At 45.8% G+C, this 15,199-nt stretch carries 14 protein-coding genes; 5 read left to right on the forward strand and 9 right to left on the reverse strand.

From position 1 onward, the window contains the following. Window positions 1-27 precede the first annotated feature (27 nt). The 5 genes from QZY95_RS04425 to QZY95_RS16620 form a co-directional block, all read right to left on the reverse strand. Window positions 28-2,331 carry a mechanosensitive ion channel domain-containing protein gene (locus QZY95_RS04425; protein WP_290919770.1) on the reverse strand — a complete coding sequence of 768 codons (2,304 nt, stop codon included), beginning with the start codon at window positions 2,329-2,331 and terminating at the stop codon, window positions 28-30. A gap of 352 nt (window positions 2,332-2,683) precedes the next feature. Then, on the reverse strand, window positions 2,684-3,628 hold the full coding sequence (locus QZY95_RS04430; RefSeq protein WP_290919772.1) for a PhzF family isomerase: 945 nt from the start codon (window positions 3,626-3,628) through the stop codon (window positions 2,684-2,686). Between the two features lie 123 nt (window positions 3,629-3,751). Continuing rightward, window positions 3,752-3,985 carry a hypothetical protein gene (locus tag QZY95_RS04435; RefSeq protein ID WP_290919774.1) on the reverse strand — a complete coding sequence of 78 codons (234 nt, stop codon included), beginning with the start codon at window positions 3,983-3,985 and terminating at the stop codon, window positions 3,752-3,754. A 154-nt stretch (window positions 3,986-4,139) separates the two neighbouring features. Then, on the reverse strand, window positions 4,140-4,436 hold the full coding sequence (locus QZY95_RS04440) for a hypothetical protein (protein ID WP_290919776.1): 297 nt from the start codon (window positions 4,434-4,436) through the stop codon (window positions 4,140-4,142). Window positions 4,437-4,727: 291 nt separating this feature from the next. Continuing rightward, entirely contained in the window at window positions 4,728-4,943 is a 216-nt protein-coding gene (locus QZY95_RS16620) for a DUF3955 domain-containing protein (RefSeq protein WP_365970842.1), read from the reverse strand. Here QZY95_RS16620 and QZY95_RS04445 point away from each other — a divergent pair. Beyond that, entirely contained in the window at window positions 4,872-5,102 is a 231-nt protein-coding gene (locus QZY95_RS04445) for a hypothetical protein (protein WP_290919778.1), read from the forward strand. The two genes, QZY95_RS16620 and QZY95_RS04445, sit on opposite strands and share 72 nt — an antisense overlap. Window positions 5,103-5,185: 83 nt before the next feature. On the opposite strand, the gene QZY95_RS04450 is transcribed toward QZY95_RS04445, so the two are convergent. Continuing rightward, window positions 5,186-6,190 carry a TDT family transporter gene (locus tag QZY95_RS04450; RefSeq protein WP_290919780.1) on the reverse strand — a complete coding sequence of 335 codons (1,005 nt, stop codon included), beginning with the start codon at window positions 6,188-6,190 and terminating at the stop codon, window positions 5,186-5,188. A 292-nt stretch (window positions 6,191-6,482) separates the two neighbouring features. Continuing rightward, entirely contained in the window at window positions 6,483-7,772 is a 1,290-nt protein-coding gene (locus QZY95_RS04455; RefSeq protein ID WP_290919782.1) for a rhodanese-like domain-containing protein, read from the reverse strand. A gap of 181 nt (window positions 7,773-7,953) precedes the next feature. On the opposite strand from QZY95_RS04455, the gene QZY95_RS04460 reads away from it, so the two are divergent. Next, on the forward strand, window positions 7,954-8,850 hold the full coding sequence (locus tag QZY95_RS04460) for a DMT family transporter (RefSeq protein WP_290919785.1): 897 nt from the start codon (window positions 7,954-7,956) through the stop codon (window positions 8,848-8,850). Here QZY95_RS04460 and QZY95_RS04465 read toward each other — a convergent pair. Together QZY95_RS04465 and QZY95_RS04470 are read right to left on the reverse strand one after the other, a co-directional pair. Further along, window positions 8,837-10,330: a cryptochrome/photolyase family protein gene (locus QZY95_RS04465; RefSeq protein WP_290919786.1), complete on the reverse strand. Its 1,494-nt coding sequence runs from the start codon at window positions 10,328-10,330 to the stop codon at window positions 8,837-8,839. The two genes, QZY95_RS04460 and QZY95_RS04465, sit on opposite strands and share 14 nt — an antisense overlap. Window positions 10,331-10,444: 114 nt before the next feature. Beyond that, entirely contained in the window at window positions 10,445-11,191 is a 747-nt protein-coding gene (locus QZY95_RS04470) for a UPF0280 family protein (RefSeq protein ID WP_290919788.1), read from the reverse strand. Window positions 11,192-11,509: 318 nt separating this feature from the next. On the opposite strand from QZY95_RS04470, the gene argF reads away from it, so the two are divergent. The 3 genes from argF (at window position 11,510) to argH (ending at window position 15,150) form a co-directional block, all read left to right on the forward strand. Further along, complete coding sequence (gene argF / locus QZY95_RS04475) at window positions 11,510-12,415, forward strand: ornithine carbamoyltransferase (RefSeq protein ID WP_290919790.1); 906 nt, start codon at window positions 11,510-11,512, stop codon at window positions 12,413-12,415. Between the two features lie 149 nt (window positions 12,416-12,564). Then, window positions 12,565-13,761, forward strand: coding sequence for an argininosuccinate synthase (locus QZY95_RS04480; RefSeq protein ID WP_290919792.1), 1,197 nt, complete (start codon window positions 12,565-12,567; stop codon window positions 13,759-13,761). A gap of 9 nt (window positions 13,762-13,770) precedes the next feature. Beyond that, on the forward strand, window positions 13,771-15,150 hold the full coding sequence (argH, locus tag QZY95_RS04485; RefSeq protein WP_290919794.1) for an argininosuccinate lyase: 1,380 nt from the start codon (window positions 13,771-13,773) through the stop codon (window positions 15,148-15,150). Window positions 15,151-15,199 lie beyond the last annotated feature (49 nt).

Raw genomic sequence — 15,199 nt, forward strand, 5'->3', positions numbered from 1 at the left:
CCGTGCATGCACGGGGCGCTTTACTATTTATGATGGGGTTTCAACGGATGAAAGTCCTTCTGCAGAGCGGATATGTAGATCCATTTGCGGGAATGCAATTTCTATATTGAGCTTTTTGAATTCAGTCTCAACGCTGAAACGCAAGTCAGACATTGTGCGCAGTGTGTAATCAATGTCATCAATCCATACTCTCATGACAAATTCCAGACTACTGTTTCCAAAGTTACTGAACTCAACCCACGGCTCAGGCACTGCCAGCACACGAGGATGTGCAGTGGCTATTTCCAGCAGGGTTTTCTCAACAAGGCGTGTGTCCGAACCGTAAGCAACGCCGATGATAAGGCTTTTTCGAAGTACAGAACTGTCTTTTGTCCAGTTTGTGACCTGTGTAGCAATAAGTTCAGAGTTCGGGATAATGATTGCTGCGTTTTCAAAGGTTTCAACAACCGTGGTGCGGATATTAATTTTTTTCACAGTACACCATGTCTCACCTATTTGAATAATGTCATCCTGTTGGATGGAACGTCCGAAAAGTAGAATTAATCCGCTGATGAAGTTGTTGAATATCGCCTGCATCCCAAAGCCGATACCAACGGAAAGACCACCGGCTATCACAGTGATACTTGTCAAATTTACACCTAAAATTCCAAGAGAGAACAGCGCAAAAAGTGCCCAGAAGGTGTAGGATGAAATGCTTTGGAGTGAATGAATAGTACCACGTTTATTGCGAGGCCATTTTTTCCCTGTACGTTGTAAGTAGGTATCTACAACAGCAATACCCGTGCGAGTGAGGAAAAATAATGCAATCACAGTGATAACGCTGATGAGCTGAAGTGAAAATCCTTTCCAGCTGAAGGTAAATGAGCCTGTAGCCTTAAATACGCCTGCTCCGAAAAAGTCATAGAGCCACCATACCGCCAGTGCAAAGGAGATTGCCCAGATAATGGGGGAGAGCACGCCGAGCATTAAGGCTCTCAAAAATGGATAGACTCCTGTATCCGGAAGGTGAGAAATTCCATATTTAGCAAGACAGGTTCCAGCCATGCCGATTGTGTATATATAATAGCCGGAGAAGATGATCATTCCGCCGAGTACTGCAAGACGTCCGTATCCTAAAATGGCGGCTATGGCTGTCGCAAGCAGTGCCCAGAACCATATAGTTTTTTTAAGTTTGCGGGCGAAAGGAATCATTCTTCGTTTCATAACTGCGGTAATAATAAAAATAAGCACCAGCCATACAGGGATAATCATTTGTTCCGGCATGCCGGCTACAAGTGTGAATCCACCGATTGCAAAGAGCCACGTCAGCGGAGTACGTGAAGGGTGAATGTAGTCAGAAAATGTGCGCCTGAGTATATAGGCCGCCCACATGGAGCCGAAGCTATAGATACTCACTCCTAATATTGCAATGAGCCCTGTAACCTGCGGGTAGAAGTAATATTTAGTCAGCATAATGGAAGCGCCGGAGCTGATAACTGCTGACGCAGCAATAAAGTATGGGCGTTGAGGAAGTTGGTCTTCAGTCAGGAAAAGGTGTTTGGCAATAAACAATCCGACAGCTGAAAAGAGTATAAAGAGTGTGAGTAGATAGAATATCTTATCTGCGGGGTCATCAGCGGCAGTCAGAAGGCGTTTTTGCCAAATAGGAACGCGTAGCGAAAGCCAGTGGGACAACGAGAATGAACCTGACCAGAACTCTTTGGAAAACAACGGTGCTTTGCCTGAAAAGAAATATGATTCCCATCTCGAGGGTAGTTCCTGTTCCATTCGTTTGAGGAGTATAGAAGATTTTTTTTCAACCTTCTCGGCAAACTTGAGTTCTTTTTCTATTTGAACAGCTTGAACCTGCAACGCTTTTTGTAATTCTTTTAGTTTTACAAGGTAGGCGTTGTAGTTTTTTGCAACTTCAGGAGATAAAATACCAATATCGTCGGGAGTAAGCTTTTGAGTTGCATTGCTTAAACTTTCGAGCCTGATCTCAATTTCTCCTTGGAGATCCTTGAGAGTATTGGCTAGATCCGTACTTCTATTTGTGATGGTTGATAAGTGGGCATAGAATTCTCGAAGAACCATTGGTGTGGTTCCGGCTATTCCTTGGCTGAGGATAATTTGACGATAGAGTTCATTAAGCGATTTTAATTCATCAATAATCTCTTCAAGTCTTGCCATATCAGCCTGACGCAAGGTGTTTTCTTCATCTTCAAGAATTGCAAGAATACGCACCCGTTCAAAATCAGCGATATTGGTTGACGTGTCTGTTTCTTGTCCGGCCGCGACAACCGGCAAAAGTAGAAAGACAAAAGAGTACATTATGATCAGTAAACGCATCATCTCGAACATCCTGTGTGTCTACAGAAAGGGGAAAATATCCTATAGGTTGCCCTAAAAAACAGGATTCATAATAGCATTCATTACCGTAAAAAACATCTGCAATCCGCATTACATTGATTATCTTCTTAACGGTGCGGATGAAAGGCTGGAGGATTTTTCAGGTAGTAAAAGGCACGTGTTTTCAGTCGTGAAAGTTCTGCTTAACGCAGAGCGTTTACCGAATCGCTTAAAAAAAAGCCCCTGAGAGCTAAGCAAACCGGGGATGGATGAAATATTGTTCCAGTGTATTACATATCAGCGTTAGTGAAATGCAAATTACATGTTCTAATATTCCGAGCTGGTTTCGAACTAGCTACATTTTCTTTGCATGTACCGAGCCATCAGAAGATACATCCAACTCGATATCTATCCGGCCAGCTTCAACAGCCATGCCACCGACTTGAACTTTTGTAGGCTGTCCGTTTGTACGATGAACCGTAACTTCGATAACCCCTTCCTTGCCCATAGCAACACCCTGCCTGCCTTTATACGTAAAAATGTCCGTTGCTGGTAGTTTGCCATACTTCGATAAATATGCACCACAGGGGCCGTTTGCATTTCCAGTTACCGGATCTTCATCAATGCCGATCGCTGGGGAAAACATTCTGCCGTCAGTCAAGTTTGTGTCTTTTTCTTCATTAATGGTGAATACAAAATAACCGTTGCAGGTTGTGGCTCGGCTGCATTCGACAAGGGCATCCATATTCGGGGTTAATGCGTTCAGTTTGCTTGCGGATCTGATAGGAATCATCACCTTGGAATGTCCGGTTGAGACTTCCTGTATTGGAAGCTCGGGCAGCAAGTCGGCTTCAGTTAAGCCCAGGGCTGTGAGAATTTTATTGGACATCTTTTTGTCATAGGGTGGGGTGAATACCACATCGCCTTGAGTCATAACGACTTTCATATCTTCACCGGAGCCTATAATGTCTACTGGCAGGATACCTGCTCCGATTTTTGCGAACACCGTGACGTCTGCCAGCTTTAGAGCTTTAGCACGTGCGTAGTGTGATCCTACAGTAGCATGACCGCAGGTGGGCACTTCTGTTGTCGGCGTAAAGTAACGAACCTGTAGCTCATAGTCGTCCGCACTCGGTGTGGGAATCATAAATGCGGTTTCGGACACGTTGACTAACGCAGCGACTGCCTGCATCTCGGCTTCACTTAGCCCGCTTGCGTCAAGGACTACGCCTGCACGATTTCCTTTGCCTGGAACGGTGGTGAATGCATCCACCAAAAGTACGGGGAGTTTCGTTTTCATACGTGAAAATATAATTTTTTCAGAAGGGAAAGACAATCTTCAGCAGAAAAAACATATGTATTCAACTTGCCCATGAAAAAGCCCCGCTTAGAAAATTCTAAGCGGGGCTTTTTTATAAAAAAACTAGTTTTCTTCTTCTGGCTTACACCAAACGCAGAAATCTTCTTCGCGCTCGGTTACTTTGCTACCACATTTAGGGCAGCCGTTTTTAATTCCGCCAGCCTGAACAACTTTTACGACATCGCCGGTGTTGGCTACCCAGGCTCCGTTAGGGCCTTTTGAAAAGCCAAGCATACCGCATTTTTCACAGTAGTAGTTTAACATTTTGTTATCATTACATCGACGGCATCCGTTCATGTGTCTTCTCGCTTTATGCTAAGAGCTAAGGAGCTCTGTGGTTTATGAGTGAACCTGCATAATAAGGGCTGAAAAAATGCAAGTCAACGGATACAGATTCGAAGTAGCTGGGTTTGCGGTAGTCGATACTATGCTGGATAAGGCGTAAAATAAACTAGCAGGCGTTGTTTAGGGAGTTACGCAACTCATCTAACAGTGTTGTTTTTTCCGTCGCAGTACTTTCTTGGATAAATTCTTCCAGCAGGCCAATTACTTCTTCAACACAAGGGGCATTGTTGTCTTGAAGAATTTCAGCAAGAAAGAGTGTCATGGCTAAACCATCGGCACGGTTCAATTCTGCATTGTGTTCCGGTGAGGTCGTAGATTCCGTGTCCCAGATGTATTTTTCGCAGTAAGGGCTGTCTTGAAGTACATTCTTAATAGTGCTTTCGCATTCTGTAAGGGTACGCATAACGTAAATACCTTTCACTAAGAGGTTATGTTTGCAGAAGCCGTCATAATATGGAGTCCTAACGTAAAGTCAACACATGGCAGTACAGCAAAAGAAAAGAGCCGCCATAATGAATTATCAGTATGGCGGCTCCGGCTATAAAGTGCACACTGTCGGGACTAGATAACAGTGCTCACATAAACCACATAGAAGTTTTGCATCGTACCTGTCTCCTGATGCATCTGTTGCTCACATCGGTAACAGGTAGATACGAGGCTTTTGCTGTGATGAATATCAAAAAGTTGTGCTTGGTTATCGTGTGCGGCGGTTCTTTTTTCTGCGTGTAAATTTAAGAATAAAGCAGAACATGCTTGCAAAAAAGCAGAGCCACGATAACGGGATTAAATAAAACGGTTCAATGAGGAAGCCGTTTTCGTCGATATAGGAGCCGACCATGTGGTATCTGACAAAGAGAAAAACACTGAGTGCCAGAAATATCCACGCCAAATTTCTTTTGAAAAAGTTCATATTGCCCTCTTGATCGTAACAAACATGATGCCGATGGTGCGGCAGGGTGTTACACGCTGTACCCTTTGTATATGTGAAAAGGGTAATGAATGGTTATTAGCCGTTCTTTTGTTAGTGGGCAATATGGTGAAAAAGTCAAAATCCTTCATCGTAACATGATGGATTTTGACCTTTTCTGTGCCGTTATGCTGTAAGCGGTAACAGCTTTATATTCAGCACTATTTTTGTCTGAGCGGGAAAATTTAATGAGAAACTGTACCTGCTACAAGGCGCTCTTTACGGATGGAGGAAAACAGTGCTTCCTTCGGGAAGAAAAAGAGTGCGTAACGGATTGCAACGTAGGTTACAATTGTTGTGGCAATGTAAAGTTCCATGGTTGCAAGGCTTGCTACCTGCTGTACGATTTCCTGCTGCCAACCCTGTGCCTGCATCCATGCACTGGACTTGTAAAGTGCAGTGGAGCCGATTACGAGCGGGAAAGTGAACGCTGCGTATGCCGGACTGAATGGAAGGCGCAGGAGTTTGGTAAATGATACGTAAAGTACAAAGGTCATGAGTACTGCAATGCCGAGAAGTACTGCTACAATAAGAGCAGAAGGTGTGTTTGTCATGGACAGGTAGCCTGCAAGAGAGAGGCTTGCAGGTGCAGCCATAATCGCAATAGTCGGCTTTGCTGCGTCTACAATTTCATTACAGAACATGAGACGGTAGATCATGATCGGCAGCATGATAGCGTATGCAACCATGCCGAAGTACAGCAGTAATGTCGCAAAAGCGTAAAAATGTGTCCCTGCAAAGCTTACGTTCGCTACAATAATACCAACCGGTGGAACAAACCAGCTAGGAACCATTTTCTGCAAAGAGAAGTCGTTCAGCTGATGGAAGATGAAGAATGCAAGGAAAATAAGGTGAATTCCGACAGCGGCGAGCCAGAGCGCTTCACCTGCTAACGGAGCAAATTTTGAAACAGAGTTGGAGATAACCATAGTTGCCATTGCGAATGTCGGCGCCACGCTGCCAACAACAGGATGTGCAAGATCGTTAAGCAACGTTTTAGGGTAGAAAACAAAACGAGCAAGTAAGGCAATTAACAAAACAGCAGCAATCCCTGCTCCAGTTAATTGTGCGTACCCTTGAAATGGTGCTGCATTTTCCCAACACCAGCCAAGGCTGGCGATACCAAGAGCAAGACCGGCGGTAGGAGTAGGAAGATCAGCGACTCGAATGATAGTTTTCGGATGGTTCATGGCGACCTCATTTTTGGTGAATGTGTTAAGGTCGTTATAGGGAGTGTTTTTCAGATAGTATAGTTTAATGTTTTTAATTATTCGGTAAATAAAATTTAATAAGCGTGCAGTTTGTCTTTTATTATCCGGTTTTATTAGTAAAAATAAATTACAGTTGGTTGACTAAATATGAGCCGTTTTGTTTGTCTATCTATGGTTAAAAAAAAGCCCTGCTCGCATCATGGTAAGCAGGGCAATCTTTGCTTTTCAAATTGAGTACAAAAGCAAAAACTTTGTTGTTGATAGAATATTTCTATTTTGCAGGAGTGCCGGAGGCGGTAGGGTTGGCAGGGTTCATACTCCAAACATGCCAGCCGTCATCGTATAAGTGGGCTTTTGTAAATCCCATAGCTTGTGCATACAGAAGCGCTTCACTGGCACGCCAGCCGGTACCGCAATAAAAGGCCACTTCTTTTTCCGGTGTAATATTCCACTCTTTCCAGAATGCAGCAATTTCATGGTAATCGCGCATGGTGTTATCGGGATTACGGAAGTCATCCATGTTGTAAGAATCTTTACCGGCATGCCCCCACATTGCACCTTTAATGCGTCCCTTTGGCTTGATGTAGGAATATCCGGTTGTTTCTCCAATATATTCAGCCCAGGTGCGAATAGAAACAAGTTCGGCGTTGTCGTCGTTTAACATTCTTTTAGCATCTTTCATTCCGATGATCAGGTTCAAATTCGGCGTTGCTGCCCCAAAGTCTGTTACCGGCTTAGGGTCTACAGCAGTACGGTCTACTTTGAATCCTGCTTCCTTCCAAGCGTGCAGTCCGCCGTTGAGAATTCGAACATCTTTTACACCTACCCAGAGCATTGCGACTGCAGCTCGGGCAGCATCGATTCCGGCTTCACCATAAAGAACGACAGGAGTGTCTGCGGTAATCCCTAAAGCCATAAGGTTTGCGCGCACCTCTTTAGCCGGAAGGTAATTCCACTTGCGATCCTCAGACTCTAAAAGATCTGTATTTAAGTGCACAGCTGTCGGAATATGGTTCTGGTTGTAAACTTTCCCTTCACCCCATGAAGCTTCGACTACAAGAACGTTTTTTTCTGCAATACGCTTTTGTACCCACTGGGCGGGAACGATGCGATCATAGTGAGGAAGTCGTTCTATTGGCAGTCCCGCCTGTGACCATGCAGAAAATCCATCTTTGTACACAGCGATGCGTGTTGCCGGAATTTCTTGTTCGACGAGCCAGTCAGCAACCGTTGTTGCTTCTTCAAGGGTGTATCCGTACACAACTATGTTTTGAGCAGAGGAAAGGTTTTTTGCTTTTGTTACTTCAGCTGTGCGGGGGAGGTCTTGAGTAACCCATGAGGCTGCAAGGTTGGTGGCACCTGTAATGTGTCCAGAATTTTTTTCACCCTGCATTGCCCAACCGTTAAAGGCATTAGGGTTGCGGGCATCAACAAAACGAGCATCTTCCGTTGAATGCAGTTTCTTTACAGCATCGGTATCAAGCTGTGTATAGCTCTCAGCAAATGCAGCTGTTGAAAGCAGTAGGACAAAAAGTGTAAGTGCAATGGTACGAAGTGCCATGGGTACTCCTGAAAATTTTTTGATTAGATACCGTACCGGAATGGATTGAACAAATCGAATGATTCAATGGAAAGGCTTGTAGGCTATAGATAGCTGTAATGGAATAGGCTTGCTTTATATAACACGCTCACATAGTAGATGAAGTCTGTGCCTGCTAACCCGTTTGACAAATGAGAATAGAATGAACCTTCCTCCACAAATTGCCCGATATGGTGGTGTGCTGTTTGCGTTGATGGCAACAGTGATCTGGTCCGGTAACTTTATTGTAGCCCGTGGACTTTCAGGAGAAATTGCTCCGGTAACGCTAGCCTTTTGCCGCTGGACAACAGCTATGCTTGTGCTGCTTCCTTTTGCTGCGGTTGGTATGTATCGACAACGAAAAGAGCTTGTAGCAAGCGTAACTCACCTTGTTCCCACAGCATTTTTGGGGGTAACGGTCTTTAATACGCTCATTTACATTGCAGGGCACAAAACAACAGCATTGAACCTGTCGTTGATTGCTATTTTTTCGCCTGTTTTCATTATCGCGTTAGCTCATGTTTTTTTGCATGACCGCGTGACGCTGCCCCGGCTTTGTGGGGTTGTCCTTTCTGTCTGCGGTGTTGTTCTATTGACTACACGTGGTAATTTAGGCGTGTTGTTGGAACTGCAGTTTAATGAGGGTGACCTTCTCATGCTTTTTGCAACACTTATTTTTGCAGTGTACACAGTTCTTGTGCGTAGAAAGCCCGTAACTCTTCTGCCGACGGCGTATCTGGGAGCAAACTTTGTCCTTGGCTGGATTATGCTTGTTCCGTGGGTGTTATGGGAATGGACATATGCACCACCAACCATGCCTGCACCGCACGTTCTTGGTTCAATCGTATACATTGGAGTCGGAGCATCCCTTATGGCATATTTATTCTGGAATTATGCCATTGCCTCAATCGGGCCTGCCAAGTCCGCCATAGTGTATTACAGTCTTCCCTTGTTTTGTGGTATAGAGGCATGGCTCATTTTAGGCGAAGCCATCACTTGGGTTCATGCTGTTTCCGGTGTACTGATTGTGTGCGGAATTTTTATTGCTAACCGTCAGTAGTCGGAGGAAGCGTTGCAAGGTATTTTTCGGCTGCTGAAAGGTGCTGTTTAAGCTTTTCTTCATCCATACGTTGCAGTCCCCAAATCATAGGACGAGTGCGGTTGTTGCCTTCAAACAGTTCGTAGTGAGTGTAGATAAAACGCCAGTACAAACCGTCCCATATTGTACACCATTCTCCTTTCGGAAAATCGCTCATTTTGCGTACATAATTACTGCTGCTGACGTATGGTTTTGTCGTGATGAGTCCGCCGTCGGCGTATTGGCTCATGCCGTAAACGTTGGGAACCATAACCCAGTCATATGCGTCGATGAACAGTTCAAGAAACCACGTGTAGATTTCTGTTGGATCAAATTCACAAAGTAGCATGAAATTACCAAGAACCATTAATCGTTCGATATGGTGACAGTATCCATGCTGTAAGACTCGTTTGATTGATGTATCCACGGGAACAATTCCCGTAGTTCCGTTGTAGAAGGACTGCGGAATAGGGCGGGTGTGTTTGAAAAAATTTGATGTGCGTTGCTGAACTCCGAGTTTGCAGTAGGTCGCGTGCATGAATTCGCGCCAGCCGATAAGTTGTCGCACAAAGCCTTCAATCGAATTAAGAGGAATATTTTTCTCTTCCCATCGTTCAAGAACTGCCTCAAGAACCTGTTGCGGACTGAGTAACCCTATGTTCAGGGCAGGTGAAATGAGTGCATGGAACAGGAAGTCATGGTCGTGCAGTATGGCATCCTGATAAATGCCGAAGTGTGGCAGTTTGTGTTCAATAAAATCATTAAGCCATTGCGCAGCCTGCTCATGGGTGTGCGGGTAAAGTAGTGGCGCATCCACCCCCAGAGCATCGGGATAGGTCGCGGATACATGTTGCTGAGCCTCAGTTGCAAAAGATGATGAAACATCCGGCGGCGGTGGAGGCACGGGGACTATCCCGTCATATGCGTAGCGATTCTGGGCGTCCATAGACCATTTTCCCCCAACCGGTTTGCCGTTTTCCTGAAGCAGTACCTGTAAGGTTTTACGTTGTGCAGAGTAGAAAGATGCTTGGCGAGGTTTATCGCCCAGCAGTTCTTCTGCAGCGTTTTTTTGAAGGAAAAAGGCTGGGGTCGGAAGATAGGTCAAAGATATTTTTTGGGAGTGGCAGAGTCGTTCAAGGCGTTTTTCCAGCAGAAAGTCGGATGGCGCGGAAAGAAAAATGTGCGTGATTTTTTCTGTTGCAAGGGCAGAAAACAGGTTGTTCATGTCCTGTGATGGCGCATGGGCAACGTATCTTGTTGCGTACCCCTGTTCTTGAAGGCGCTGCTCATACGCTTTCAGGCTGGCGCGGTGCAGCATAAGTTTTTGCTTGTGGAAGTTGCTTTGCCAGCGGAAGTCGCCGAACATTAGCTGTTCTTCCACTAAAAAAACTGGGCGGTTCGGCGCTACTGCCGGATGATTCAGGAAAAGTTGGTGGGGGAAAATAACTGCTGCTTCTCGCATATCAACACCTCTTTTGAGCAGTGTACCACGTTGAAGCGGTTACTTCCATGATGCTCGAGGGTTTGTTGATATGCGAGATTCAGCAATAAAAATTGGGTTGTGCGTAGGCTGCGGTTAGACAACAGCGAGTTCCATTTTACCCCATACGCTGACTTTATCACCGCATTGGGCAAACACGCCTTCTATACCGTGATGCTGTAAGCGTACGGCTTCTTCTGTTACACGTTCAACATCTCCGGGGAGTTTGAGCATGTTGCAGAACGAGGTTGCACAGGCATCAGCGAGGCTGCCGTTTTTGGAACGAACGGCTACCAGCTCTCCTGACCCGAGGCTGATAGAGTGTCCAATTGTGGCAGAGGATGCACAGATTCCTACGGGAAAGTCTGTGTCATCAAGTTTGATGCCGATAGTTGCATCACTGTTAGGGTCGGGTAACAGCCCTGCAATTCGTGGTTTTGAAGAAAGCATATAAACATCACCGCCATTCTCAACAATAAGCTCAGGGCTTTGGAATGCGAATTTTTCACAGACCATTTGTGAGATTGTTCCCGCAACAGCAGCCATTGGCCCAACATTCGCGATACTGGCTGCTTCTGCCATGCGCTTAATGATGAGGGCTGCGTGTTCCGGTACAACAACCGGTGAATAGCTTTCTAAAAACTCGGGGTGAAAGGTGATGAAGGATTTCAAGGTGCCGCGTAGTTCTGTTACATACGCGGCAATCTCTAACGAGAGGTTCTTACATGCTGTTACATGTAAGTCTGTTTCCTCGACAAGAACCTGAAAGGCCTGTTCATCATCGTGCCGAGTATACTGCTGCCGATAATGTCGCAAAGGATTGCTGTATGCTTTTGTACTCATTGTGAACATATACCGAGGCTTGCATAGTTTTGCAACACTTCAAAAAATGAAACCGTTTGCAAAAATGCTTTGTTCAATAGGGCGTTACCGCTTGAATAGTGAGGGTTACGCTGTGTAAAATAGTGTAACGCTGTAATGTAAGGCGGTGTTCTGTGTGGATATTCCACGAGAAATTCATACGGCGTGGGTTTACAAGATTGGGCAATAAGCCTAAAACATCTGCTTCAGGTTATTTTCGGCATACTTTACGTATGTCGGGAGTACGAGATTTTTTCTTAAGGACATTATTGGGAAAGCACATATTTACAGGGGGTCATGATGACCAAGCACTTTACACGTATCAGAGATTTGGGTTGCCAAGCTGCGCATGACCTTATTGCCCGCGCTAAAGAGATGAAAGACACTGATCACCGCAGTGAGCTTATGAAGGGCAAAACCGCGATTATGCTTTTTGAGAAGGCATCCACGCGTACACGAGTTTCTTTTGAAACTGCTGTTTACCACCTAGGCGGTAAAACTATCTTTATGACTCCGGCTGAAAGTCAGCTGGGTCGAAGTGAGCCGCTTAAAGATACTGCTCGAGTGCTCTCCCGATACAATGACTGTATGATTGTTCGAACCTTCGGTCAGGAAAACATTGATCAGCTTGTTCACTACGGTGACATTCCGGTTGTTAATGCGCTTACTGACCAGGGGCATCCATGTCAGATTATGAGTGACCTCTTAACTATTCATGAGCGCACTCCTAACTTTGACGCAGTACGTGTTGCATGGATCGGCGATGGTAACAACATGGCCAATTCATGGATTGAAGCTGCAATGTACTTTCCGTTTGAGCTGTTTATGGCGTTTCCGGAAGGCTACGAGCCGGATAAAGAACTGCTTACTTTCGCGTTGCAGGCTGGAGCTAAAATTTTCTGTACCCACGACCCTAAACAGGCTCTTGACGGTGCGCACTACGTAAACACAGACGTATGGGCATCAATGGGACAGGAAGAAGAACAGAAGCGACGAGAAAAAGCATTTGCAGGTTACATGATCGATGAGAAAATGATGGAACTTGCTCACCCTGATGCATTGTTTATGCATTGCCTGCCTGCACACCGCGGCGAGGAAGTGAGCGAGGGCGTTATTGAAGGTCCGGCTTCGATTGTATGGGATCAGGCTGAAAACCGCCTGCACATGCAAAAAGCAATTCTCGAATGGGTATTCAAAGCAGATTAAGATAAACAGACAGTGTGCTGTGTCTCTGCCGGATACATTTTCTCGGGCAGACGTCGCATCGCGTTGCCGGTAGTCGAAATTTGTAGATTAGATATGATGCGGGGCATGTAATGTGTCCCGCTTTTCAATAAAAGAATGGAAGGTACGAAATGGCTAATGATATCAAAAAAGTAGTGCTCGCATACTCCGGCGGGCTCGATACTTCTGTAATCCTCAAATGGATTGCTCTTACTTACAATTGCGAAGTTATTACCCTTACTGCTGACCTTGGTCAGGAAGAGGATCTTGACGGTGTAGATGAAAAAGCATTGGCTACCGGTGCTACTCGCGCATACGTTGAAGACCTGCGTGAAGAATTTGCACGTGACTTCATCTTCCCGATGATGCGCGCTAACGCAATCTACGAAGGCCGTTACCTGCTCGGTACTTCCATTGCACGTCCTCTTATTACCAAACGTCTTATCGAAATTGCACACGAAGAAGGCGCTCAGGCTGTTGCACACGGTGCAACAGGTAAAGGTAACGATCAGGTTCGTTTTGAGCTTTCTGCAATGGCTCTTGATCCATCCATCAAAGTTATTGCTCCTTGGCGCGAGTGGAACTTCCGCTCCCGTACTGATCTCAACAACTTTGCAGAACAGCACGGTATTCCGCTTCCAGTAGCTGCTTCCCGTAAGCTCTACTCAATGGACAGAAACATGCTTCACTGCTCATTTGAAGGTGGCGAGCTGGAAAACCCTTGGCTTGAGCCGGGTCCTGGTTCCTACATCATGGCTGTTCCTGTTGAGCAGGCTCCAGACGAGCCGGAATACATTGAACTTGAATTTATCAACGGTGACCCTGTTGCTCTTAACGGTGAAAAGCTCAGCCCAGCAGAAATGGTTAAAGCTTTGAACACTGTTGGCGGCAAACACGGTATCGGTCGTCTCGATATGGTAGAAAACCGTTTCGTTGGCATGAAGTCCCGTGGTGTATACGAAACTCCGGGCGGCACAATCCTTCACGTTGCTCACCGTGACCTCGAAGGTATCTGCCTTGATCGCGACACCATGCATCTTCGTGATTCCATGCTTCCTAAATATGCTGAGTGCATTTATAACGGTTTCTGGTTTGCTCCAGAACGTGAAGCAATGCAGAAGCTTATCGATGAAACTCAGAAAAACGTTTCCGGTACTGTTCGTATTAAACTGTACAAAGGCAACGTTGTTCCTGTTGGCCGTAAATCTCCTTACTCTCTCTACCGCGAAGATCTCGCAACTTTTGAAGAGGACGATGTTTACGATCAGGCAGACGCAGCTGGCTTCATTAAGCTTCAGGGCTTACGTCTGCTCGGCTACAAAAAATAGGTTTTCATCATGGCAGAAAAAAAGATGTGGGGCGGACGTTTTCGTCAGAAGACCGCTGCGCTCGTAGAAGAATATACAGAATCTGTTTCCTACGACAAAAACCTCTACAAGCAGGATATCGCAGGCTCTAAAGCACATGCGCGTATGCTTGCCCGTCAGCAGGTTATTTCCCAGGAAGATGCAGATTCCATCGTATCCGGCCTTGATGCTATTCTTAAGGAAATTGAAGAAGGCAAGTTCCAGTGGAAAACTGAGTACGAAGATGTTCACATGAACATTGAAAGCCGTCTTTCAGAACTCATCGGTGATGCCGGCAAACGTCTGCATACCGGTCGTTCCCGAAACGATCAGGTGGCACTTGATTTCCGCCTGTACGTTTCAGATTCCATCCGTGAATGGCAGGAACTGGTAAAAGGCGTTGTTGCTGAGCTTGTAAAGCAGGCTGAAGAGCACGTGGATACCTTGCTTCCGGGTTGCACTCATATGCAGCCAGCACAGCCTGTATCCCTTGCACATCATCTTCTTGCCTACGCATGGATGCTTACACGCGACTTTGATCGTCTTGTAGACTGCGACAAACGTGCTCGTGTGTGTCCGCTCGGTGCTGCTGCACTGGCCGGCACGACATACCCGCTTGATCCTGCTTCAGTTGCAGAAGAGCTCGGCATGTACGGTACCTTCAAAAACTCTATGGATGCGGTGTCCGATAGAGATTTTGTTCTGGAATCTATCTTTGCCGGCTCCCTCGTTATGACACATCTTTCCCGTCTTAACGAAGAGCTTGTATACTGGGCAAACCCGAACTTCGGATACATTTACCTGCCAGATGCATACGCCACCGGCTCCAGCATCATGCCGCAGAAAAAGAATCCAGACGTTTCTGAAATCATGCGCGGTAAAGTAGGGCGTACTTTCGGTTCCCTTATGAACCTCTTGGCTACCGTTAAAGGTCTTCCAATGACCTACAACCGTGACATGCAGGAAGATAAAGAGCCGTTTATCGACACAGATAAAACTGTTTCAACCTCTCTTGCCATTATGGCGGGTATGCTTTCTGAATTGCGCTTTAACACAAAGCGTATGGAAGAAGTGTTGAAACAGGGCTTCTTGAATGCAACTGAACTTGCTGACTACCTCGTCGGTAAAGGTGTTCCATTCCGTGAAGCGCATCACATTACAGGTGCTGCGGTGGCACTTGCTGAAGATAAGAATAAAGGACTGGAAGATCTCTCAATCGAAGAGTTCAACACAGTTTCTGATCTTATTACTGATGATGTGTACGAAGTACTTTCTTACAAAAACGCTGTTGCACGACGCAAAACTCAGGGCGGTACTGGTCCTGACGCAGTACGCGCACAGATCGCAGAATTGAACGACTGGCTCAGCTAAGTCGGACAATATAGAAGTAAAAAAGGGACAGCAATTGCTGTCCCTTTTT

Origin of the sequence: Halodesulfovibrio sp., from assembly GCF_015482765.1 — a bacterium.
GTDB lineage: Bacteria > Desulfobacterota > Desulfovibrionia > Desulfovibrionales > Desulfovibrionaceae > Halodesulfovibrio.